Origin of the sequence: Brevibacillus sp. MER 51 (assembly GCF_023714195.1) — a bacterium.
Classification (GTDB): domain Bacteria; phylum Bacillota; class Bacilli; order Brevibacillales; family Brevibacillaceae; genus Brevibacillus.
Map to the genome: position 1 here is coordinate 204,705 of NZ_JAMAUS010000006.1, position 21,996 is coordinate 226,700.

General features: G+C 48.9%; 24 protein-coding genes. 22 read left to right on the top strand and 2 right to left on the bottom strand.

What is annotated here, in order from left to right:
- Positions 1-32 precede the first annotated feature (32 nt).
- Together rpoE and M3630_RS15025 are read left to right on the top strand one after the other, a co-directional pair.
- Complete coding sequence (rpoE, locus tag M3630_RS15020; RefSeq protein ID WP_173610442.1) at positions 33-593, top strand: DNA-directed RNA polymerase subunit delta; 561 nt, start codon at positions 33-35, stop codon at positions 591-593.
- Between the two features lie 206 nt (positions 594-799).
- Positions 800-2,395 (top strand): CTP synthase, encoded by a 1,596-nt coding sequence (locus tag M3630_RS15025; RefSeq protein ID WP_173610443.1) that lies wholly within the window; start codon positions 800-802, stop codon positions 2,393-2,395.
- Between the two features lie 70 nt (positions 2,396-2,465).
- Here the strand turns inward: M3630_RS15025 and M3630_RS15030 are convergent, their stop codons facing one another.
- Complete coding sequence (locus M3630_RS15030) at positions 2,466-3,260, bottom strand: lipid II flippase Amj family protein (RefSeq protein ID WP_173610444.1); 795 nt, start codon at positions 3,258-3,260, stop codon at positions 2,466-2,468.
- Between the two features lie 170 nt (positions 3,261-3,430).
- Here M3630_RS15030 and M3630_RS15035 point away from each other — a divergent pair, with 170 nt between their 5' ends.
- From M3630_RS15035 to spoIIR, 15 genes are all read left to right on the top strand, one after another.
- The gene (locus tag M3630_RS15035) at positions 3,431-3,805 is read left to right on the top strand and encodes a response regulator (RefSeq protein WP_007725537.1); all 375 of its coding nucleotides are present in this window, start codon (positions 3,431-3,433) and stop codon (positions 3,803-3,805) included.
- Between the two features lie 104 nt (positions 3,806-3,909).
- On the top strand, positions 3,910-4,764 hold the full coding sequence (fba, locus tag M3630_RS15040) for a class II fructose-1,6-bisphosphate aldolase (protein ID WP_016740164.1): 855 nt from the start codon (positions 3,910-3,912) through the stop codon (positions 4,762-4,764).
- Positions 4,765-4,778: 14 nt separating this feature from the next.
- Positions 4,779-5,423, top strand: a complete 645-nt coding sequence (fsa, locus tag M3630_RS15045; RefSeq protein WP_015893657.1) for a fructose-6-phosphate aldolase — start codon at positions 4,779-4,781, stop codon at positions 5,421-5,423.
- Positions 5,424-5,502: 79 nt separating this feature from the next.
- The gene (locus M3630_RS15050) at positions 5,503-6,786 is read left to right on the top strand and encodes a UDP-N-acetylglucosamine 1-carboxyvinyltransferase (RefSeq protein ID WP_173610445.1); all 1,284 of its coding nucleotides are present in this window, start codon (positions 5,503-5,505) and stop codon (positions 6,784-6,786) included.
- 28 nt (positions 6,787-6,814) lie between these two features.
- Positions 6,815-7,777 carry a class II fructose-bisphosphatase gene (gene glpX, locus M3630_RS15055; protein WP_173610446.1) on the top strand — a complete coding sequence of 321 codons (963 nt, stop codon included), beginning with the start codon at positions 6,815-6,817 and terminating at the stop codon, positions 7,775-7,777.
- 67 nt (positions 7,778-7,844) lie between these two features.
- Positions 7,845-9,125, top strand: a complete 1,281-nt coding sequence (gene rho / locus M3630_RS15060) for a transcription termination factor Rho (RefSeq protein ID WP_237899542.1) — start codon at positions 7,845-7,847, stop codon at positions 9,123-9,125.
- Positions 9,126-9,200: 75 nt separating this feature from the next.
- Entirely contained in the window at positions 9,201-10,103 is a 903-nt protein-coding gene (locus M3630_RS15065; RefSeq protein WP_251252615.1) for a peptidoglycan DD-metalloendopeptidase family protein, read from the top strand.
- Positions 10,104-10,173: 70 nt separating this feature from the next.
- Positions 10,174-11,439, top strand: a complete 1,266-nt coding sequence (locus M3630_RS15070) for a radical SAM family protein (RefSeq protein ID WP_173610449.1) — start codon at positions 10,174-10,176, stop codon at positions 11,437-11,439.
- 106 nt (positions 11,440-11,545) lie between these two features.
- The gene (gene rpmE, locus M3630_RS15075; RefSeq protein ID WP_047069837.1) at positions 11,546-11,746 is read left to right on the top strand and encodes a 50S ribosomal protein L31; all 201 of its coding nucleotides are present in this window, start codon (positions 11,546-11,548) and stop codon (positions 11,744-11,746) included.
- An 84-nt stretch (positions 11,747-11,830) separates the two neighbouring features.
- The gene (locus M3630_RS15080; protein WP_251252616.1) at positions 11,831-13,285 is read left to right on the top strand and encodes a cryptochrome/photolyase family protein; all 1,455 of its coding nucleotides are present in this window, start codon (positions 11,831-11,833) and stop codon (positions 13,283-13,285) included.
- A 28-nt stretch (positions 13,286-13,313) separates the two neighbouring features.
- Positions 13,314-13,889 (top strand): thymidine kinase, encoded by a 576-nt coding sequence (locus tag M3630_RS15085; RefSeq protein WP_007725515.1) that lies wholly within the window; start codon positions 13,314-13,316, stop codon positions 13,887-13,889.
- A gap of 86 nt (positions 13,890-13,975) precedes the next feature.
- Positions 13,976-14,479: a sporulation protein gene (locus M3630_RS15090; RefSeq protein ID WP_173610451.1), complete on the top strand. Its 504-nt coding sequence runs from the start codon at positions 13,976-13,978 to the stop codon at positions 14,477-14,479.
- A gap of 235 nt (positions 14,480-14,714) precedes the next feature.
- A complete protein-coding gene (prfA, locus tag M3630_RS15095) occupies positions 14,715-15,791 on the top strand; it encodes a peptide chain release factor 1 (RefSeq protein ID WP_047069834.1) in 1,077 nt (358 codons plus the stop codon).
- Positions 15,775-16,665, top strand: coding sequence for a peptide chain release factor N(5)-glutamine methyltransferase (prmC, locus tag M3630_RS15100; protein WP_251252617.1), 891 nt, complete (start codon positions 15,775-15,777; stop codon positions 16,663-16,665). Before prfA ends, prmC begins: the two co-directional genes overlap by 17 nt.
- A gap of 110 nt (positions 16,666-16,775) precedes the next feature.
- Entirely contained in the window at positions 16,776-17,531 is a 756-nt protein-coding gene (gene spoIIR, locus M3630_RS15105; RefSeq protein WP_251252618.1) for a stage II sporulation protein R, read from the top strand.
- A 58-nt stretch (positions 17,532-17,589) separates the two neighbouring features.
- Here spoIIR and M3630_RS15110 read toward each other — a convergent pair whose 3' ends face one another.
- Positions 17,590-18,387 (bottom strand): DUF3298 and DUF4163 domain-containing protein, encoded by a 798-nt coding sequence (locus M3630_RS15110; RefSeq protein ID WP_251252619.1) that lies wholly within the window; start codon positions 18,385-18,387, stop codon positions 17,590-17,592.
- 230 nt (positions 18,388-18,617) lie between these two features.
- Between M3630_RS15110 and M3630_RS15115 the strand changes: the two genes are divergently transcribed.
- The 5 genes from M3630_RS15115 to M3630_RS15135 all read left to right on the top strand — a co-directional run bounded on the left by M3630_RS15115 (position 18,618) and on the right by M3630_RS15135 (position 21,984).
- Entirely contained in the window at positions 18,618-19,697 is a 1,080-nt protein-coding gene (locus M3630_RS15115; protein WP_251252620.1) for an L-threonylcarbamoyladenylate synthase, read from the top strand.
- A gap of 56 nt (positions 19,698-19,753) precedes the next feature.
- Positions 19,754-20,314, top strand: a complete 561-nt coding sequence (locus M3630_RS15120) for a manganese efflux pump MntP (protein ID WP_173610456.1) — start codon at positions 19,754-19,756, stop codon at positions 20,312-20,314.
- Positions 20,315-20,347: 33 nt separating this feature from the next.
- Complete coding sequence (locus M3630_RS15125) at positions 20,348-20,818, top strand: low molecular weight protein arginine phosphatase (RefSeq protein WP_088909763.1); 471 nt, start codon at positions 20,348-20,350, stop codon at positions 20,816-20,818.
- A 140-nt stretch (positions 20,819-20,958) separates the two neighbouring features.
- Positions 20,959-21,414 (top strand): ribose 5-phosphate isomerase B, encoded by a 456-nt coding sequence (rpiB, locus tag M3630_RS15130; protein WP_007725502.1) that lies wholly within the window; start codon positions 20,959-20,961, stop codon positions 21,412-21,414.
- Positions 21,415-21,984, top strand: coding sequence for a TIGR01440 family protein (locus M3630_RS15135; RefSeq protein ID WP_251252621.1), 570 nt, complete (start codon positions 21,415-21,417; stop codon positions 21,982-21,984).
- Positions 21,985-21,996 lie beyond the last annotated feature (12 nt).

Sequence of the window (21,996 nt, forward strand, 5' to 3'; positions counted from 1 at the left end):
AATCGTTTTCATATGGAAAGGACGTGCCCTGAGTGAGTCAATTGTTTGCTCATATTGATTCCGAGAAACTGAGTGAGATGGCGTTAGTTGACATTGCGTATGAAATTTTGCGTGAAACTAACCGCACTTACAACTTCCGCGAGCTGATGAATGAACTGGTTGCAGTGCGCAAGCTAACTGATGAACAACTCATGGCAATCATCGCGCAAGTATACACAGAAATTAACATTGATGGCCGTTTCGTGTGCCTTGGTGACAATGTATGGGGATTGAAACGTTGGTACCCAACTGACACCGTAGAGGAAACTCAAGAGGGTGGCGGAACGAAGAAGAAGAAAATCGTCACGGAAGACGACTTCGACGATTACGATACCGAAGACGAAGGTGTCGAAGAATACGAAGACGACGATGTTGTCATCTTTGAGGACGAAGAGGAATTCGTCGACGAAGATTCTGATATCGAAGAAGAAGAAATCGATGGAGAAATCGACGAGGAAGAACTCGAAGACGAAGAAGATGAGATGTTCGAAGAGGACGAAGAGCTTGAGGAAGAGGAATCCGACGAAGAGCTCGACGACGAAGACGAGAAATAGATCCTTGACTTCCGCTTAAGGGACAGATAAAATACTCCTTGGGCTTCACATGAAGAAGGATCAAATATGGGAAACTATAAAACAAAAGTGCCCCTACCCCATTTCTTTACGGGATAGGACTCGCTTTTGTTTTTCTTTTTTTTTGGAGCCGTCTTCATTCGATTTTTATAACAACTTAAGGGTGAGGGAAAGAGGGGACGTTAACGATGACGAAGTATATTTTTGTGACAGGCGGGGTTGTATCCTCGTTGGGAAAAGGAATTACAGCGGCTTCTCTGGGCCGACTCTTGAAAAATAGGGGTCTGAAGGTAACCATTCAGAAGTGTGACCCATACATCAACGTTGACCCGGGAACGATGAGTCCATATCAACACGGGGAAGTTTTCGTAACGGACGATGGTGCGGAAACAGACCTGGACTTGGGCCACTATGAGCGCTTTATCGATATCAACCTGAGCGCTAACTCCAATATGACGACGGGTAGAATTTACTCGACTGTCATCGCCAAAGAACGCCGTGGCGACTATTTGGGAGGAACCGTTCAAGTAATTCCTCACATCACGAACGAAATCAAAGATCGCATTTTCCGTGCAGGTCGCGAAACCGGGGCAGATGTAGTGATTACCGAGATCGGTGGAACTGTTGGGGATATCGAGAGCTTGCCATTCCTTGAATCCATTCGCCAGATCAAAAGTGACATCGGTCGTGAAAACGTCATGTACATCCACGTAACCCTGGTACCATATATCAAGGCAGCAGGTGAAATGAAAACCAAACCTACGCAACACAGCGTGAAAGAACTGCGCAGCTTGGGTATTCAACCAAATGTGATCGTGACACGTACGGAGCAACCGATGACGCAAGAAATGAAAGACAAGTTGGCTCTGTTCTGTGATATCGATAAAAACGCGGTAGTGGAATGTGTAGACGCTGATAGCCTTTACGATGTGCCACTGCAATTGCAAGCACAAGGCTTGGACGATTACGTATGCCGCCACCTGGGGCTGACTTGCCAGGATGCGGATATGACAGAGTGGAAATCGCTCGTATCGAAAATCAAAAACCTGTCGAAAACGACTACCATTGCAATTGTTGGTAAATATGTAGAATTGCATGATGCTTACTTGTCCGTAGCAGAAGCGCTGTACCATGGTGGCTATGCGAACGACTCCAAAGTAGAAATCAAATGGGTGCACGCGGAAGAAGTTACGCCAGAAAATGTTGGCGAATTGCTCGGTGATGTAAATGGTATCCTCGTACCAGGCGGCTTTGGCGATCGTGGTATCGAAGGTAAAATCATCGCTACGCGCTATGCTCGTGAAAATAAAGTGCCATTCCTCGGAATTTGCCTGGGTATGCAAATCGCTGTGATCGAGTTCGCTCGCCACGTAGCGGGTATGGATGGAGCAAACAGCTCCGAGATCAACCCGAATACAGCGTATCCGGTGATTGACCTTTTGCCGGAGCAAAAAGATATCGAGGACAAGGGCGGTACAATGCGTCTGGGCCTCGGTCCAACCAAAGTGGAAGAAGGCACGCTGACTGAGGCTGCATACGGAAGCACTCTGGTTTATGAACGTCATCGTCATCGCTATGAAGTGAACAACGAATACCGTGATCAATTGGCGCAAATGGGCTTGCGTTTTGCGGGTACAACTCCAGATGGTCGTCTGGTTGAAATCGTGGAAGTTCCCGAACATCCATGGTATGTAGCGACACAGTTCCATCCAGAGTTCACATCCCGTCCGAACCGTCCACAGCCACTGTTCCGTGACTTCGTGAAGGCTTCCCTGAACAAATAACATAGATCGATAAATAGAAAGACGCACCCGCGATGTATTCGCAGGTGCGTCTTGTGCTTTTAGAAGCAGATCAATGGAACAAGGGGGATAGCCAGGCTACCCAGTAGGCGGCGGGAATGAGTAGGAATTGAGCCAAAATCGTTCCGATAAAACGTGAGATCATCAGCCACAGGTACATATCACGAATCGATTGCTGCGTGGTTTTCCCTTGCATTGCTTTTTCTGTCAAAAGGGCAATTTGCGGGTCTACCAGAATCGTCATGAAAATCGTGGCAAATCCGTTGATTAATCCGGAAGACATCAAAACGGTTGCTTTGTAATCGGGGGCTAGCAATGTCGCGTACAACACGGACAGTACGCTGCTTGTGTAGATGGCTGTCCCAAATGCATTTAATAACAGTAATCGTTTGGGAACGCCTTTGATTCGAAACCGAGAGATGGCTTGCCAGCTAGGAATCCGAACATGGTGGTGGACACGTCGGATGGTATCGACACTAACTGCCGTGCGAATCATTTGCGGAATCGAGCCAGCTATCTCCAAGTGCGAGATCATTCGTTTCGATATTTGGACAAAAGTGGGAAACAGTACAATAGCCGCCAAGGTTCCGAGCGAGGACGCAGCAATAATTACGTGCAAATGCGTGCTAGGATCAAAGTGTTCCATTGCAGCTTGATCCATCAATCCCCCAGTAAAGGGTCCTTGAATCAGGTTGGAAGTACGGGAGAGGAGCAATACGATCCCGACCAAAGACATCGCTACAGCAATCCTGCCCGTTTGTACCCCTGCAAAACGGATTCCGTAGGTAAGTGTCTCTGTCGTATGGATAATAAATGTTAACAAGCAAATCAGCCACAGAGCATCCATAGTAAGTATCTGGCTCCTTGTGTGTAGGGGAAATTGGTTTTTCCATTATACTCGAAATGAGGCCCATGGGAAATTTTAAGTTGACGTTTAGCAAAAAAGGTGAAGGAGTTTCCTGATTTTAGGCGAACCCATAATAATTAAGAAAACGCATTCGTCAGGGGGGAATCAGATTGTTCGACAAACAAGATAAAAAGGTACTGGTTGTGGATGACCAGTATGGGATTCGCATTTTACTGTATGAGGTGCTGGGAAAAGAAGGGTACAAGACCTTTCAAGCAGCAAACGGGAAAATGGCATTGGAAATCGTGGAAAAAGAATCACCAGATTTGGTTATCCTCGACATGAAGATCCCTGGGATGGATGGTATTGAGATCTTGAAACACATCAAGAAGATCAATCAGGAAATCAAAGTCATCATGATGACAGCTTACGGAGAGCTGGACATGATCAAAGAAGCAACACAACTGGGAGCATTGACTCATTTTACAAAGCCTTTTGATATCGATGAACTACGAATGGCAGTACATCAGCAATTAGCTTGTTAGAAAACAGACTGCAAAGGTCAGGGTACAAGCGTCCCTGTTAACAAATGCTTGTCTGTGGTATAATAAGCCACATGACTGAAGTCTGCTAGAGGAGGATTTACAAAATGCCACTGGTACCTATGACCGCTTTTACCGAAGACGTCAAAAAGCATAAATACGCCGTCGGACAATTTAACCTGAACAATCTGGAGTTTACTCAAGCGATTACGGAAGCTGCGATGGAAGAAAAATCGCCTGTGATCTTTGGTGTTTCTGAGGGTGCATTGAAATACATGGGGATCGATTATACAGTAGCGATTGCAAAAGTGGCTGCTGAACGAGCAGGAGTTCCTGTTGCTTTGCATCTTGACCATGGTAGCAATTTTGACATGGTAATGAAGTGCATTCGTGCTGGGTTCTCTTCTGTTATGTTCGATGGTTCCCATCATTCGTTTGAAGATAACCTTCGCCTGACCAAACAGGTTGTAGAGGCTGCTCACGCTGTTGGCGTATCGGTAGAAGGTGAACTCGGTACCATCGGCGGGGTGGAAGACGACTTGTCTGTTGACGAGGAAGATGCCACTCTGGCAAATCCTGAGGAAGCAATTCGCTTCTGGGAAGAAACAAAAGTAGACTACGTAGCGATTGCTGTAGGTACAGCACACGGTATGTACAAAGGAGTTCCAAAAATCCGCTACGACATTATCGAAAAAGTAGCGAGCAACATTGGAGCGCCGATCGTTCTTCACGGTGGTTCCGGCGTACCAGACGAAGCGATTATCGAATCCATCCGTTTGGGCGTAGGAAAAATCAATGTAAATACAGAAAGCCAAGTCGCATGCACGGAAACAGTTCGCAAAGTGCTGGCTGCCAAGCCGAATGAGATCGACCCACGCAAATACCTGGGCCCTGCTCGCGATGCGATCAAGGAAGTAGTCAAAGGAAAAATGCGCCTGTTCGGAAGCAGCAACCGCGCGTAACTGGGAGGATAATCATGCGTTTTTTGATCGATACAGCAAACGTTGAAGAAATTCGCGAGATTCACGAATGGGGAGTTCTGGCGGGCGTAACGACAAATCCGTCTCTGGTTGCCAAAGAAGGACGCGATTTTGTTGAAACCCTGAAAGAAATTCTCGATATTGTTGACGGTCCGATCAGTGCCGAAGTCATCAGTACCGATGCAAAAGGCATGATCGAAGAGGGAGAGAAGCTCGCTGCTCTCTCGAAAAACATCGTTATCAAGCTGCCAATGACCGCAGAAGGTTTGAAGGCGACCAAGTATTTTGCCAAGCGCAAAATCAGAACAAACGTAACACTGGTGTTCTCCGCGAATCAGGCACTTTTGGCTGCGCGCGCAGGTGCGAGCTTCGTGTCTCCGTTCCTGGGACGCTTGGATGATATTGGTCAAGATGGTATGCAATTGATCGAAGATATTGCAGAAATCTTTTCTGTTCACGGTATCGACACCGAAATCATTGCGGCATCTGTGCGCCACCCTGTTCACGTAACGGAGGCAGCCCGCCGTGGTTCTCACTTCGCTACCATTCCAGCGAAAGTCTTCAAACAACTCATTGCCCACCCACTGACAGACAGTGGCTTGGAGAAATTCCTCGCTGACTGGGCAAGCATGCAAAAATAAGGACACGTGTTGAAAGTCCAAGCACCTTTTCCATTGGGGAAGGTGCTTCTTTCCCGATTACGCCTGAGGAGAGCAAAGCATGGATAAGCTGATCATCAACGGTGGAAAACCGCTCGCGGGGACGGTGACCATCAGCGGAGCAAAAAACAGCGCGGTCGCACTCATTCCAGCAGCGTTGCTGGCAGATGGACCCGTTGTTATTGAGAATCTCCCCCGTATTCAGGATGTAGGTATTTATCACGAGCTCTTGCAGGAAATGGGAGCTGACGTGCTGTTCGAAGAAGATTGGATGGAAGTAGACGGACGCAGTATGAGGCTGATGCTCATGCCAAATGGTCGCATCAAAAAGCTTCGTGCCTCGTACTATTTGTGGGGAGCTTTGCTCGCCAAGTTCGGTGAAGCCCAGGTAGGCTTGCCAGGTGGCTGTGATTTGGGCCCGCGTCCAGTAGATTTGCATATCAAAGGCTTTGAAGCGATGGGCGCCGAAGTGGAGAACAAAAACGGCGTCATGACTATCCGTGCCCAAAATGGACGTTTGCAGGGTGCGCGAATTTATCTCGATCTGGTCAGTGTTGGTGCGACCATTAACATCATGCTGGCTGCTGCCAAAGCAGACGGTGTGACCATTATTGAAAACGCTGCCCGTGAGCCTGAAATCGTCGATGTAGCAACCTTGCTCAACAATATGGGAGCAAACATCAAAGGGGCAGGAACGGATATGATCCGCATTCAAGGCGTCGAACGCTTGCGCGGATGCCGTCATACGATTATCCCCGATCGAATCGAAGCGGGGACGTACATGATTGCGGCAGCGGCAACGAACGGCAATGTGATGGTGGAGAATGTTATTCCGAAACATTTGGAGTCTGTAACGGCCAAGCTGCGCGAAATTGGTGTGCACGTGGTAGAGCAGGATGACAGTATTCAAGTCATCGGACATGATTCTTATCGATCAATCGATGTGAAAACGAGTCCGTATCCGGGTTTTCCAACGGATCTCCAGCAGCCGATCACGACCTTGCTGACTCTTGCCAAAGGCTCAAGCATCGTGACGGACAATATTTACAGCTCACGTTTTCGACATGTAGATGAACTGCGCCGTATGGGAGCTTCCTTGAAGATTGAAGGAAGATCGGCTGTCATCGAAGGCGGAAGCAAACTGAATGGTGCCAAGGTGGTGGCTTCAGATTTGCGTGCGGGAGCAGCTTTGTTCATTGCCGGCCTGGCAACGAACGGCACGACAGAATTAGAAGGACTCGAACATATAGATCGTGGCTACGAAAACCTGGTGGGCAAGTTGCAAGCCTTGGGGGCCGACATTACTCGTGTGGGCCTGCAAAGCATGGAAAACCACCAGCGTTAACCAATCACCAGGAGAGGAGTCTTCCAGAATGGAACGCAGTTTAACACTTGAATTGGTACGTGTGACTGAAGCCGCTGCTTTGGCTTCTGCCAGTTGGATGGGTCTCGGAAAAAAAGATGAGGCTGATGATGCGGCAACGACCGCAATGCGCAATGAATTTATGAAAGTGCCGATGGATGGCGTCGTAGTAATTGGCGAGGGCGAAATGGACGAAGCGCCAATGCTTTACATCGGTGAGCGTCTGGGCCAGGGAGTGGCTCCAGCAGTCGATGTGGCTGTAGACCCTTTGGAGGGAACAAATATCCTTGCAAAAGGTACGTGGGGAGCGATTTCGGTCATTGCTATCGCAGACCGCGGAAATTTGTTGCATGCTCCTGACATGTATATGGAGAAAATGGCAGTAGGGCCTAAAGCAGTCGGCAAGGTCGATATCAACGCACCGGTTCGCGATAACCTGAAGGCGGTAGCACAGGCACAAGGGAAAGATATCAGCGATTTGGTCGCTATTGTACTTGACCGTGATCGCCACTCCAAGGTGATCCACGAGATTCGTGAGGCAGGGGCGCGTATTCGCCTCATCTCTGACGGAGACGTAGCGGCTGCGATCAATACCGCTTTCCCGGATACAGGTGTAGACATTTTGTTCGGTTCTGGAGGAGCTCCTGAAGGTGTTCTGGCAGCAGTTGCCTTGAAATGCCTCGGGGGAGAAATTCAGGGCAAGCTCTTGCCACAAAATGAAGATGAGATTAAACGCTGTGTCAAAATGGGATTGACGAACCCTCATCAAGTACTGTTCATGGATGATTTGGTCAAAGGTGATGACGCTATTTTTGCAGCGACAGGTGTAACGGATGGCGAGTTGCTCAAAGGGGTTCGCTTCCAGGGAACTCGTGCGACGACCAATTCCGTTGTTATGCGTGCAAAAACCGGAACGGTACGTTTCATTGAAGGGAACCACCGCTTGGAACGCAAGCCGATGAAAGGTTTGTAAGAAAATCATTTTCGCATCTATTTGTTGAGCTAGGTTTTTTCAAGAGTAAATAAAGAGTGGTGGATGTATGTTACTTTCTGAACTAGAAGAAAAGAAGCTGACCGACCTCTATAAGTTGGCCAAGGAATACCATATTCCGTACTACTCCCAGCTGAAGAAGAAGGAATTGATTTTCGCGATTCTTCGGGCACGAGCGGAGCGGGATGGTCTCATGTTTATGGAGGGGGTTCTCGAAATATTGCCGGAGGGATACGGCTTCCTCCGCCCCATTAACTATCTCCCCAGCTCAGAAGATATCTACATTTCCCAGTCGCAGATTCGCCGTTTTGATCTGCGGATGGGGGATGTGGTATCAGGAAAAGCAAGACCACCGAAGGAGAATGAACGTTATTTTGGGCTCCTTCAAGTAGAGGCAGTGAACGGAGAAGACCCTGAGACAGCCGCAGAGCGTCTTCATTTCCCCGCTTTGACACCGTTGTATCCTCAAACCAAGCTCGTACTGGAGACAGCCCCTACACGTGTTTCCACTCGCCTGATGGATCTTCTCTCTCCTGTTGGACTGGGTCAGCGTGGATTGATTGTGGCTCCGCCAAAAGCGGGGAAAACCATGCTGATCAAAGAAATTGCCAACAGCATTACCGAAAGCCGCCCGGATATCCACTTGTTTGTCTTGCTCATTGATGAGCGCCCGGAAGAGGTGACGGATATGCAGCGATCTGTCAAAGGAGAGGTAGTTGCCTCGACTTTTGACGAGTTGCCTGAGAATCACATCAAAGTTGCTGAGCTTGTCTTGGAGCGTGCAAAGCGACTGGTTGAGCACAAAAAAGACGTGGTGATCCTGCTGGATTCCATTACACGTCTCGCTCGTGCTTACAACTTGGTTATTCCTCCAAGTGGTCGAACGTTGTCCGGTGGTATTGATCCGGCAGCCTTCCATCGTCCGAAGCGCTTTTTTGGTTCAGCGCGCAATATTGAAGAAGGCGGCAGCTTGACCATTTTGGCGACTGCTTTGGTTGAGACCGGCTCCCGTATGGACGATGTGATTTACGAGGAGTTCAAAGGAACCGGAAACATGGAGCTTCATTTGGATCGCAAGCTGGCGGAGCGCAGGATTTTCCCGGCGATCGATATCCGCCGTTCGGGTACGCGCCGCGAAGAGCTTCTGCTCACCAAAGAAGAGCTGGATAAGCTGTGGATGATCCGGAAAAACATGAATGAAACAAATGAGTTTGTCGACTCCTTTATTAAAAAGTTGGCAGATACAAAAACAAACGAAGAATTTTTGCAAACCCTTGAGTCTAAGCAACAGGGAAGAGGGAAAGCAGCTAGCACGACGGTGAGTTCATGATGACTCACCGTCATTTTTTTTGTGGCGTTGGCATACCGTTAGGAAGGGAGCTGGAAAAGAAGGAGGAGATGCTTAGTGGAGTACGTGCAAGTTAGCGCTCCGGTGGAGTCACAGATGGAAGCGAAACAAGCAGTCGTGGAGCAAGCGCTATTTCAAGCGTTTAATCCCTATGCCAGTCTGACTTCACCTGCACCAGCAACGAAAGGAAATTCAGTGGTGTACGCTGTTCGGCAAGGAGATACGCTATCTGGTATTGCCCAGCGATACGGCCTTTCTCTAAAAAACCTGGTAGAAGCGAATAGCATTACGAATCCCCATCTGGTAAGCGTGGGCATGAAGCTGATCATCAAGCGTGATGAAGTCGGACATATGGTGAAAAAAGGAGAAACACTGGATTACATAGCAAGGCGGTACGGTGTGAGTCGGGAATCGTTAATCGAACGAAACCCGCTGCTAAAATGGCTGTCGGACAACCTGTATGTAGGACAGGTCGTGTATGTCCCTATCGCAAAAGGCAATCCGATGTTGGGCAACGACCCGGAGCAGAAGCGAAGTGCCGTTCATGCAGCAAGTCGGCAGGTCATCACGAGGATTCGCGGCGGTCTAAGTTGGCCTGTCAAAGAAGCAACGATTACAAGCGGATTTGGAGCACGTTGGGGAAAAACACACAAGGGTGTGGATTTGTGGAATGAACATGAATCAAAGACCCCAATTTTGGCAGCAAGGGCAGGAGTTGTTGTGGAGGCTGGCGCCAATCGGTCTGGGTATGGGCGGATGGTCGTGATTGATCACGGAGATGGCTTGCAAACCTTTTATGCCCATATGCGTCTGTTGTTGGTGTCACCTGGTCAAACCGTAGAAGCGGGTGAGATATTGGGATACATGGGTCAAACGGGTAATTCTACGGGCTATCATTTGCACTTTGAAGTGCGGCAGGATGATGTGCCGATCAATCCACTTCCCTATCTTGGCAGGTAACCCTATACAATTTACATTGCTTTTTCAATGCGATACAATGGGCAAAGCAAAGAAGCGAGGCGATTTTCCTATGTATTTAGTTTACGCAGATGAAAAAGGCAATGTATACGACCACCCAGGTCTTTTTGCAGTGGCTCGTAACGGAGATATATTGACAGAAATTCTGGAAGAAGAACTGATCCCGCTCCCGGAAGGATCGACGTTGGTCAGTTTGCCAGACACCGAGCCGATCGGAATGGACCCCGACACAGGTGAAATGGTCAAGTTGGATGGCTGTACAGCAGTAGGTGCACTTGTGCCACAAGGCATTACAAGGCTCTTGCTGCCAGGCTACGTGAAAACGAACAAGGAAAGCAAGCTGCCTTTGTTTGGTTACTCCGCAGTCGTCTGGAAGGATAACCGTTTTTGGGTAACGGGGCGCGCGAGTGACGATATTTACAAATGGGACCCGTTGAACTTCCCGATGGATGAACTGCGCCAGCGAGTGGCAAAGACGTTGGAGACGTTTCCGCAAAACCGCATTTTGAACCACTTGTCCCACTGTGCGTTGGAGTACGAATGCTTGACGGCCTCCAATAACTTTTTCAACCGCTGGGAAGGCAGCTTGCCTGTTTCCTATACCTGTAATGCGGGTTGTTACGGCTGTATTTCCGAGCAACCAGATGACAGTGGGTTCCCTTCTCCACAGACGCGGATGAACTTCAAACCGACAGAGGACGAGCTGGTGGAAGTCATGCTACACCACTTGAAGACACCGGAGAGCATCATCAGCTTTGGACAAGGCTGTGAGGGTGAGCCTTCTACGATGGCTTCGATCATTGTTCCTGCTATGCGTCGCGTACGGGAAACGACAGATATGGGCTTTATCAACATCAATACGAATGCAGGCTTGACGGATCATATCAAAGGCATTGTCGACGCCGGGCTTGATCTGATGCGTGTGAGTATTATCAGTGCGATTGACGAACACTATCATGCATACTACCGCCCGCGCAACTACACATTGGAAAATGTAGCACGTTCTGCTGAGTACGCGGCATCCAAGGGTGTGTATACGTCCATTAACTACTTGTGCTTCCCTGGTGTGTTTGACCGTGAAGAGGAAATGGAAGCGATGATCGAGTTCATCCGCAGAACAGGCATTAAGCTGATCCAGTTGCGAAATCTGAATATCGATCCAGAGAGCTACTTGGCGATGATTCCAAAAGCGCAAGGCGAAGTATTCGGCATGAAGCAAGCTATCGAAATTTATCAGCAGGAGCTGCCAGATGTCGTTATCGGTTCGTTTACACATATTCCTCCGGATCAGCTCCAGCGCAGGAAAAACATGGCGTAATCGGCCAACCAGTTGCATTTCAACAGTGTTTCATGCTACTATCTGATATGTGTTTATATAACTCTGTTTCGGCAAACGATTCAGGGCGGAAAGAGGTGTAGAAGAGATGAAACAAGACATTCATCCTAAGTACAACGTAGTAACAGTTAGCTGCGCATGCGGTAACGAATTTGAATCCGGTTCCGTGAAACAAGCGTTGAAAGTGGAGATTTGCTCCAACTGCCATCCTTTCTTCACAGGAAAACAAAAATTCGTTGATGCAGGCGGCCGTGTAGACCGTTTCAAACGCAAATACAATCTGTCCTAATCAGAATGTATGGGAACAACCAGGTAGAGCAATCTGCCTGGTTTTGTCTTTTTCTGGCACTGATTTTTTGGGGGAGGACAAGCGATGACTGCCATAGTCTGGTTCCGTCGGGATCTGCGCTTGCACGACCATGCTGCTCTGCACGCAGCCATGCTCACTGGTGATCCGATTGTTCCTGTTTATATAGTGGAGGATTCGCACTGTCTTACTGAGGCTGTAGGGGATAAGCGACTTCATGCGCATTTTTCCGCGATAGCTGCACTCGACGACGCTTTGGTTCAACTGGGAGGTCGTCTCTTGATTCGCCACGGCGAACCACAGCAAGTGCTTAGCCAATTAGCCGAAGAGACGAGTGCAAATAAGCTGTTTTTCAATCGGGATTATACGCTAGACGCTCGCAAGCGAGACGAGCTCGTGTCAGAAGTCTTGAGTAGTCAGGGCGTATTTGTGCATGCATGCAAGGATTTGGTTTTGCATGAGCCGGGGGAAATTATGACAAAGCAGCGTACACCATATGCGGTTTTTACGCCTTATCGCCGCGTTTGGCAGACGTTGCCCAAAGACCGTCCATTCCCTCAACCGACGAGCTGGAATCTATTTGATCGGTTGAAGGAGTTGCCGAGTGAGCCTGTTCCTACTGTGGAAGATTTCGGACGCAACCGACCCTTTGGCATTGAGTGGGAAATGAAGCAGTTCGGGGAGCGAGCCGCACGTCAACGATTGCAGCAATTTTTAGATGGTGACATTTATACGTATAAAGAACAACGTGACATGCCAGGGGTGAATGCGACCTCCCGGCTGTCTTTTGCCCTAAATGCAGGTACTTTGTCTATACGGACGGTGTATCATAGCGTACAGGAAGTGCTTTCCGATGCGCGGGGTGAGCAGGTTACCTCGATCGAAACTTTTCTGACGGAACTCATTTGGAGAGAATTTTATCAGCAGGTGCTTTTTTTCCATCCGCACACGACTGCCCATGCTTACCTGCCGCAATTTGAAGAGGTCGCTTGGGAAAACAGGAAGGATTTGTTTGCTCGCTGGTGTCAAGGGGAGACAGGTTACCCGATTGTGGATGCTGCCATGAAGCAGTTGAATGAAACGGGATGGATGCACAATCGGCTGCGGATGATTTCGGCTTCTTTTTTGACAAAGGATTTGCTTGTGGATTGGCGGTGGGGAATGGCCTATTTCGCACAGCAGTTGATCGATTTCGATGAAGCGGCAAACATCGGGGGCTGGCAATGGAGTGCTTCGACTGGTACCGACGCGCAACCGTATTTTCGGATTTTTAATCCTGTCACGCAAGGGGAAAAGTTTGATCCTGACGGTGTTTTCGTCAAAAAATATCTTCCCGTATTGCGTGAAGTACCTCTACAATATATTCATAAACCATGGGACATGCCGGAGCATATCCAAGAGCAAGCAGGCTGCAGGATTGGCTTCGACTACCCGCTTCCTTGTGTGGACCATGCACAAAGAAGAAAGCTGGCCATGGCCTTGTTTCAGGAGGCAAAAGACCGCCATGCAAAGACTGAGTAACGATTTTTAGGCAAAGGGAGACAGAGACGTGGCACAACTATATTTTCGGTATGGAGCGATGAATGCTTCCAAATCCATTCAATTATTGACCGTTGCCCACAACTACGAGCAATCGGGGAAAAAAGTAGTAGTGTTTACTCCAGCAGTTGATGATCGCTATGGCGTGGGAAAAGTGGCTTCGCGTGTTGGGATTAGCCGAGAAGCGATTCCGATAAGCGAAGAGACCGATTTGTACCAAATCGTAGAGGCAGAATCAGTCAAGCCGCATTGCGTGTTGGTTGACGAGGCTCAGTTCATCAGCCGCCACCATGTAGATCAGCTCGTCAGGATCGTAGATAAGCTGGGAATCCCCGTAATCGTCTATGGCTTGTTGAAAAACTTCAAGAATGAGCTCTTCCCTGGCAGCGCCGCCCTTTTATGCGAGGCAGACAAAGTAGAAGAAATTAAAACAGTTTGTGTGTACTGCAATAAAAAGGCGACACATATTCTCAAGTTCAAAAATGGACAACCCGTCTACTCTGGGGAGACGATTGAAATTGCTGGAAATGATACATACAGCAGCGTCTGTCGCAAGCATTACTATACCCCTCCAGTTGCCGAATAAAGAAAGCATAAGCCACCCCCTGTTTGTCCCGTGCATGAGCCCAAAAGGCGATGCGCAGACTAAGCAAAACAGGAGGTGGCTTTTTCATGTGGACACAGCCAAATTGGCTTTTGCGCAGCCCGCGTGTCGTTCTGGGCTTGGTTGTACTTACGACTGTCCTCACTGTCGGATGCGGGGGAAATACGGCTAAGCAACAGGGCTATAGTACGGATACGAGGAATACCCAGCACAATATGAAGATCAGAGGGGATCAAAGCGGCAATACACTTCAAGGCCGTGCGCCTGTTCCTGCGGATCGTGACCCGTTAATGGGGCGCAATCAGAATCCGAATATGGTTATCGGCCACTGGAACTCACGTAATACCCAAGTCGACGTGACCAATATGGAAAGAATGGCCATGTCGGTAAAAGGTGTGGAAAACGCTCGCATCACACTCAGCGATGCCAATGCATATGTTACTCTTGACCTTGTGCATAACATCACTGCGAATCAGGCGCGAACCATCGAACAGCAGGTGATTTCGCTTCTTCAGGAAAGACTCCCGCGTTACGATTTTCACTTAACCTCGCATGACGGTTACCATCGCTGACAGGTGAGCAGGACGTATGTAGCAAGGCTCGGCATCGCCGGGCCTGTTTGGCATCGGTAAAACATTTCCAGTTATAATGCACTTTGACTTCTTGCGCCATTCCTCCTATAATTTATCTGTTATAACCGTTTTTATGGTAGATAGCATTTTATCGCAATTCATATCTAACATACATGCTACCAAGGCTTCGCCTGCGCCAAAAGGCTATTATTCTTTGCGATGGGGTGAAATAAAAATGTTTACACGCTTATCTGCAGTCGAAGAGCGTTTTGAAGAAGTAACCAACCTCCTATGTGACCCCGACGTCATTAGTGATACAAAACGCTTGCGTGAACTGTCCAAGGAACAATCTTCGTTGGAAGAGACGGTAACGACATACCGTGAATATAAATCAGTGGTGAGTCAAATCGATGACGCCAAAGCGATGCTGGAAGAGAAGCTGGATGACGAGATGCGTGAGATGGTCAAGCTCGAACTCAACGAATTGTCAGCACGCAAGGAACAACTGGAAGATCGCTTGAAGATCCTGTTGCTTCCAAAAGACCCGAACGATGAGAAAAACGTGATTGTAGAAATCCGTGGTGCTGCGGGTGGCGATGAAGCTGCACTATTTGCAGCGGTACTGTTCCGTATGTACACACGTTTTGCTGAGCGCAACGCTTTTAAAATTGAAGTGCTGGAGGCAAGCCCAACCGATATCGGCGGATACAAGGAAATTGTCTTCTCGCTGTCTGGTCGCGGTGCCTACAGCAAAATGAAATTCGAAAGCGGCGCCCATCGTGTGCAACGTATCCCGGCTACTGAGTCCGGCGGACGCATCCATACTTCCACTGCGACCGTACTGGTTCTGCCAGAAGCAGAAGACGTGGAAGTGGAAGTACACGAAAAAGATATCCGCATCGATACGTTCTGCTCCAGTGGTGCGGGCGGTCAGAGCGTTAATACGACCAAGTCTGCGGTGCGCGTAACGCATATTCCTACAGGGATCATGGTTTCTTGTCAGGACGAGAAATCCCAGCATTCCAACAAAGACAAAGCGCTGCGTGTATTGCGCGCTCGTCTGTATGATTTCTATATGCAACAACAAAATGCGGAAGCAGATGCTACGCGCAAAAGCTTGGTGGGTACTGGTGACCGAAGCGAGCGCATCCGCACGTACAACTATCCACAAAGCCGCGTGACCGACCACCGCATCGGTCTTACCCTGCACCGATTGGAATCGGTATTGGAAGGCGAATTGGATGAAGTGATCGACAACCTGATCCTGCATGAACAAACGGAGCTTCTGAAAAGCCATGCACACTCAGCTTGATTGGTCTGATGTCACGACGATTCGAGAAGCCCTATTACGGGCTTCTTCCTTTTTGCGGGAAAAAGGGACAAAGGATCCTTTGTTCGAAGCGGAGCTAATGATTCGTCATTGTCTCGACTGGGATCGGACGCGCTTTTTAATGTCCATGGCGGATTCAATCGATGCAGAAACATTAGTGAAGCTGGACGGACTGTGCGTGCGCAGGGCGAATAACGAGCCATTGCAATACATGTTTGGCGAACAGGAGTTTTACGGGCGTCCTTTTACGGTGCGACCAGGGGTGCTGATCCCAAGGCCGGAAACGGAAATACTGGTGGAGCAAGTGCTGGCTGCCGCTACAAAGCTCTGGCCTGAGAGCGAAGAGCTAGCGGTGGTGGATATCGGCACAGGGAGTGGAGCCATCTGTATTACGCTAGCGCTAGAAAAACCGCAATGGCGTGTAACTACGGTGGACCTGTCTCCTGAGGCAACGGCAATTGCTCGGGAAAATGCAAGTCATCTTGGTGCGGATGTCCGCTTTCTACAAGGGGATTTGGTGCAGCCGCTTTTGGAAGCTGGCGAAAAGGTAGACATCCTCGTATCCAATCCACCTTATATCCCGAGTCGCGATGTCGAGGAGCTGGACGATGAGGTGCGCGTACATGAGCCTCGCTTGGCTTTGGATGGCGGCGAAGATGGTCTGGATTGCTATCGTCGCCTGTGTAACGCGCTGCCGAATCTATTGAAAGAAAGAGCGGTCGTAGCGTTTGAGGTAGGCATTTATCAGGCTGGGGATGTAGCGGCATTGATGAGGGCATCCGGCGTCATGAATGAGGTAGAGATTGTTCCAGACTTGGCGGGGATCGAGCGGGTTGTTATCGGAGTGAGACGATAGCACTGGCTCGTCTCGCCTTTTTTACATAGGAATGAATGTTTGAAATCGTGTGAATCCGTCCATACTGATTGCTAAAGAGAGAAGATCAGTAGAGAGGGAGACGGATAACGATGAAACGGATGTTGTTAATGGCATTTAGCCTGATTATGCTCATGATGAGCTGGGAGGGGCAGCTTACTTCGGCCAATGTGTTGGATAATGGGCCGATCCCTCAAGAATCCGTTCGTTTGCGCATTATTGCGAACAGCGATTCGGTCCAAGATCAATGGTTAAAGCGCGAAGTCAGAGATGCGATTATCGCTCAAATGAATACGTGGGCGGACGATATCGAGACTTTGGCGGAAGCAGAGCAAGTGATTCAATCACAATTGCCTGTCCTTCAACAAGTGGTAGACAAGACGATCGAGGAACGCGGTTTTTCATACAAAGCAGTAGTCGATTTCGGTGAAGTTCCTTTTCCAACGAAGCTGTACGGCTCCTATGTGTATCCTGCGGGTAATTACCGAGCAGTCCGTGTGCAAATTGGAGAGGCAAAAGGTCAAAACTGGTGGTGTGTCCTGTTCCCGCCGCTCTGCTTTATTGACATGTCCAATGGCGACGCTGTACAAGCCAAGCCAACTCCAGAGCCGGAACAATCTGAGCAAAAGACAGTAGCTGAATCCGAGGAAAAGGAAGTAGCGGTCTTCTCCCTGGAAGAGAACGAAGTAGGGTTGAAATCCGAAACAAATAAAGTGGATGCCGAGCAAACGAGAGTAGAGGTAGAAGAAACCGAAGAGGTAGAAAAAGAAGAAGAAGTAACGGCCTCTGCTCCTGAAGTAGAAGTGCGATTTTACTTATGGGAAAAAATCGAGGGCTGGCTCTCCTAGCCGGACATAAAAAAACGACACCCGCCGCACGTGCAGGTGTCGTTTTGAATTGCCACTATTACTTTTTGAACAAAGCCTCACGAATCTCAGGCTTCAACAGACTTTGGTAACGATGAGCAGGGATCGTGAACTCTGGCATTCCTGCTGCATAAGCGGCAATTTCATATTGACCAAAGTGGATCACCAGGTTGCCGTCTTTAAAGGAGAAGCCTTGATCCTCTCTGATGCCCTCGAATGCATCATAAGGGTTAAAGCCATCCGCCTGAGTCTCTGCTTTGATTTGTTGTGTAATGATTTGATTGAGAATAGTACGGTAGTCATAGCCAGGCTGGAACAGGTCAGCCAGCTTCAGTTGTTTTGCCTTGGCCTGATTATCGATAGTGTAATACGTAACATCCGTCATGCCATGTGCTCCGCCTGTATAAATGTATGTCTGTACGGAGAAAGAAACGAGCTTGCCAGCATTGTGTACCTCATAGGAGATGTCGAGTGCATGAGGGCGTAGCTCCCAGCCGTTCTTTTTCGCTTCTGCCGCATCTTCTTTGCCGGCTTTTTGTCCTTCTGCCAGGCCTGTTTGTGCTTCTTTCAGCAGCGTAGCGTTCAGTTTTGCTTCAAAAGCTTTATCCTTCATCCCGCTAATGACTGGGATGGATACTTTACCTTGAAATTCTTTCGTATCGACCGTAATGGTTTTTGGTGTGAACACGACACCGTTAGCTTGTGGCTTTGGTGCTTGCACAGCAGGCTTTGTGGAGGTTGCGGGTAAAGCGGGTGCTGCAAATACTGGAGCAGCAACGGCTGTTAACAATACAGCTGTGCCAAGCAGGCTGGAAGCTAAAGATTTAAAAGATGACATTTCATTCACGGTCCTTTCGATAAAGGGAAAGTTATTGTTTTGTTTTCGTGTTCATTCTACTACAAGGCTATGACGGATAAAGTTAAAAAAAGGTAACAATGCTCTTTTTTCCACGCTGTTCAGAAAAGTTATTCACAGGTTACCCACAGCCTGTTGAAAACTTTTTGGTGCACATCTATACTTAAGGCACTCCTTACAAAGAAACGAGCTAGAGAAAGGATTTTTTAACGATGGAAATGAATTTTGTGACAAAAGTCTGGTCTGTGGATAACGATGTGGAAAATCAGTATAGTTGTGCACAGATTGTGGATGCAGCCCGTTTTCTTCGAGAAGGGGCAGTTGTGGCGTTTCCCACGGAGACGGTTTACGGCTTGGGAGCGAATGCATTATCAAACGAAGCAGTGGAAAAAATATTTACAGCAAAAGGCAGACCCAGCGATAATCCGCTGATTGTACATATTGGAGCGTGGGACCAGTTGTCCACAGTAGCAAGTGAGGTTCCAGAGAAAGGGAAAAAGCTGATGGAGGCGTTTTGGCCTGGACCCTTGACGGTCATTTTGCCAAAAACCGATCAGGTAGCGTCGCTGGTAACGGCAGGGCTGGATTCAGTCGGGGTTCGCATGCCTGATCATCCGATTGCCTTGGCTTTGATCAAGGAAGCGGGTGTACCGATTGCAGCTCCGAGCGCCAATCGCTCCGGACGTCCGAGTCCAACGACTGCGGCTCATGTATTGGCTGACTTGAATGGACGCGTAGCAGGAGTGGTCGATGGTGGGGCAACAGGTGTTGGGGTAGAATCTACTGTTATTGATGTGACGCAGGACCCCCCGATGATTCTGCGCCCAGGCGGCATTACACGGGAGCAAATGGAACCAGTGATTGGCTATGTGGAGCTCGACCCTTCTTTTCAAGTGGGAGCAGCCGAGGCACCGCGCTCTCCGGGGATGAAATATACGCATTACGCTCCGGAAGGGGAAATGTGGCTAGTATCAGGAGAGAGTGAAAAAGTTCGGGCAAAAATGGAAGACATGCTGCAACAGGCTAAGCAGCACGGTCAAAAAACGGGTGTGCTGGCAACAGAAGAAACAGCGCCCTTTTGGCAAAGCCACGCGGCGGCAGATGTCGTTCTTGTGGTTGGATCACAAGCGGATCTCGAAGCGGTTGCCCAACAGCTATATGCAGTGCTGCGAGAATTCGACGATCAGGAAGTGCAGTATATTGTCGGCGAGACTTTCCCGCGAAACGGGTTGGGCATGGCCGTGATGAATCGCTTGGAAAAGGCTGCTGGAGGCCGCGTCTTGTCCGTGTAAACCTGTCCTAAACTCCCCCTTGTCCGCATAAGGTGAAGAGACGGGAGGGGAGCTGCTTGGATCAGGTGTTATTCCAATGGGGGCAATTTTTGACGTTGCTCATTATTGCTTTCGCCTTAAGTATGGATGCCTTTTCGTTGGGAATTGGCGTAGGGATGGTTGGGATTCGGTTACGAGAGATTATCAAAGTAAGTATCACCATCGGACTGTTTCACATTATGATGCCGATCATCGGGATTGTCGTTGGAGCGTACTTGTCCGATTTGATTGGAGATATAGCCGTGTTTATTGGCGGTGGGGTCCTGATGATCATCGGCTTGCATATGCTATGGAATGGCTTCGTTCAAGGGGATCAAAAAAGTGTGTTGAAGACAAAAGGGTTCGGACTTATGCTCTTCGCATTTAGTGTCAGCCTGGATGCTTTCACCGTCGGTTTCTCGTTCGGCTTGATCGAGGTCAATAGAATTTTGGCCATTGCCCTGTTTGGAGTAATGGGTGCCACGATGTCTTACTTCGGTTTAATGTTAGGCAGGAGTGTGGGAGGGTGGCTTGGGGATTACAGCGAATTAATAGGTGGACTTATTTTGTTTGGTTTTGGGTTAAAATTTATGATATAACCGGGCTTATTAACAGGAGAGGAGGAACCATACGTGAAACGGATACTTTTCGTCTGTACGGGAAATACGTGCCGAAGCCCAATGGCCGAAGCGATGTTCCGTGCGAAGACAGACGGGCAGGGGCTTGAAATACGATCAGCCGGCGTGGCGGCATTTGCTGGTCAGGATGCCTCCTTGCACGCCAAACAAGTATTAGAAGAGCGAGGAATTGCCCACGATCATAAGGCCAGCAAGGTAGATGATGGGTTGATTGAATGGTCTGATGTCATTTTGACGATGACGCACGGTCACAAGCGCGCGATCTTGACGTATTTCCCCTCAGCCGCTGAAAAGGTGCATACCCTACAAGAGTTCGTGGGGATAGAAGGTTTTAGTGATATTGCTGATCCGTATGGGGGATCACTGATGGATTATCGCAGGTGCGCCGAAGAAATCGAAGAGTCACTGGAAAGGCTTTCATTGATGCTCAAGGACCCAGGTCTTCGTAAATCAGTGGACGAATAGGGTGCTGGTGTATAGCCAGGACCTTGTTTTTTGTGAGAGTACGAACGATTTTTTAGTGACTTGATAAAAATGTTCACTTTTTACTTATTGTTTTTTGATGTATACTAGACGAAGATTATGAGACAAGCGAGGGATGACAGATGAAAGTAGCACTTGCTGCTGATCACGGTGGATACAAGCTAAAAGAGGAGATCAAGACTCTGCTGGCCTCCATGAACATCCAAACGGAAGACTTCGGCTGCACCTGCGAGGAATCGGTTGATTATCCCGATTATGCTTTGCCAGTAGCGGAAAAGGTGGCAGCGGGGGAATTTGATCGAGGCATTCTCGTTTGCGGAACAGGTATCGGCATGTCGATCGCAGCCAACAAGGTTCCAGGCATCCGTTGTGCACTTGTGCATGATACGTTTTCCGCACGCGCTACTCGTGAGCATAACAACACCAATGTGTTGGCGATGGGTGAGCGAGTTATTGGACCGGGTCTTGCGCTTGATATCGTGAAAATTTGGTTGGAAACAGAGTTTCAAGGTGGTCGCCACGAGCGCCGTGTAGAAAAGATTTCCCAAATTGAAGCGAAGCATGCGGGAGTGAAGTAAGTGGATTTATCCGCTATCGAAAAACAAATCAGTGAAATTGTCGAGGAAGTAGCCGATTTGGCAGAGCTTGCAGCAGGACAACTCATGGTGATTGGGTGCAGTACCAGCGAGGTGCTCGGGGAGCATATTGGAAAAGCTGGCAGCCAAGATGTAGCGAAGGCTCTGTATCGCGGGATCCAGTCTGTTGTAGAGAAGCGCGGCTTTGCTGTGGCCTTTCAATGTTGTGAACATTTGAACAGGGCTCTGGTCGTCGAGCGCGAGGTTGCATTGCGATACGGACTGGAAGAGGTCTCGGTTGTTCCCGTTCCGACTGCTGGAGGCTCTATGGCTGCGCATGCGTTTACACAGTTCACGGATGCAGCCGTTGTGGAGCAAATTCGCGCGCATGCAGGGATAGATATCGGTCATACGCTGATCGGTATGCATCTGAAGCATGTGGCAGTACCGGTACGTCCGAAGCAGCGTCTTGTTGGACAAGCACATGTTACAGCAGCGCGCACACGTCCCAAGCTGATTGGCGGACCGCGCGCCGTTTATGAGAAGACACCACCAAATGAAAGCTGCACATAAAAGAGGAGGAGA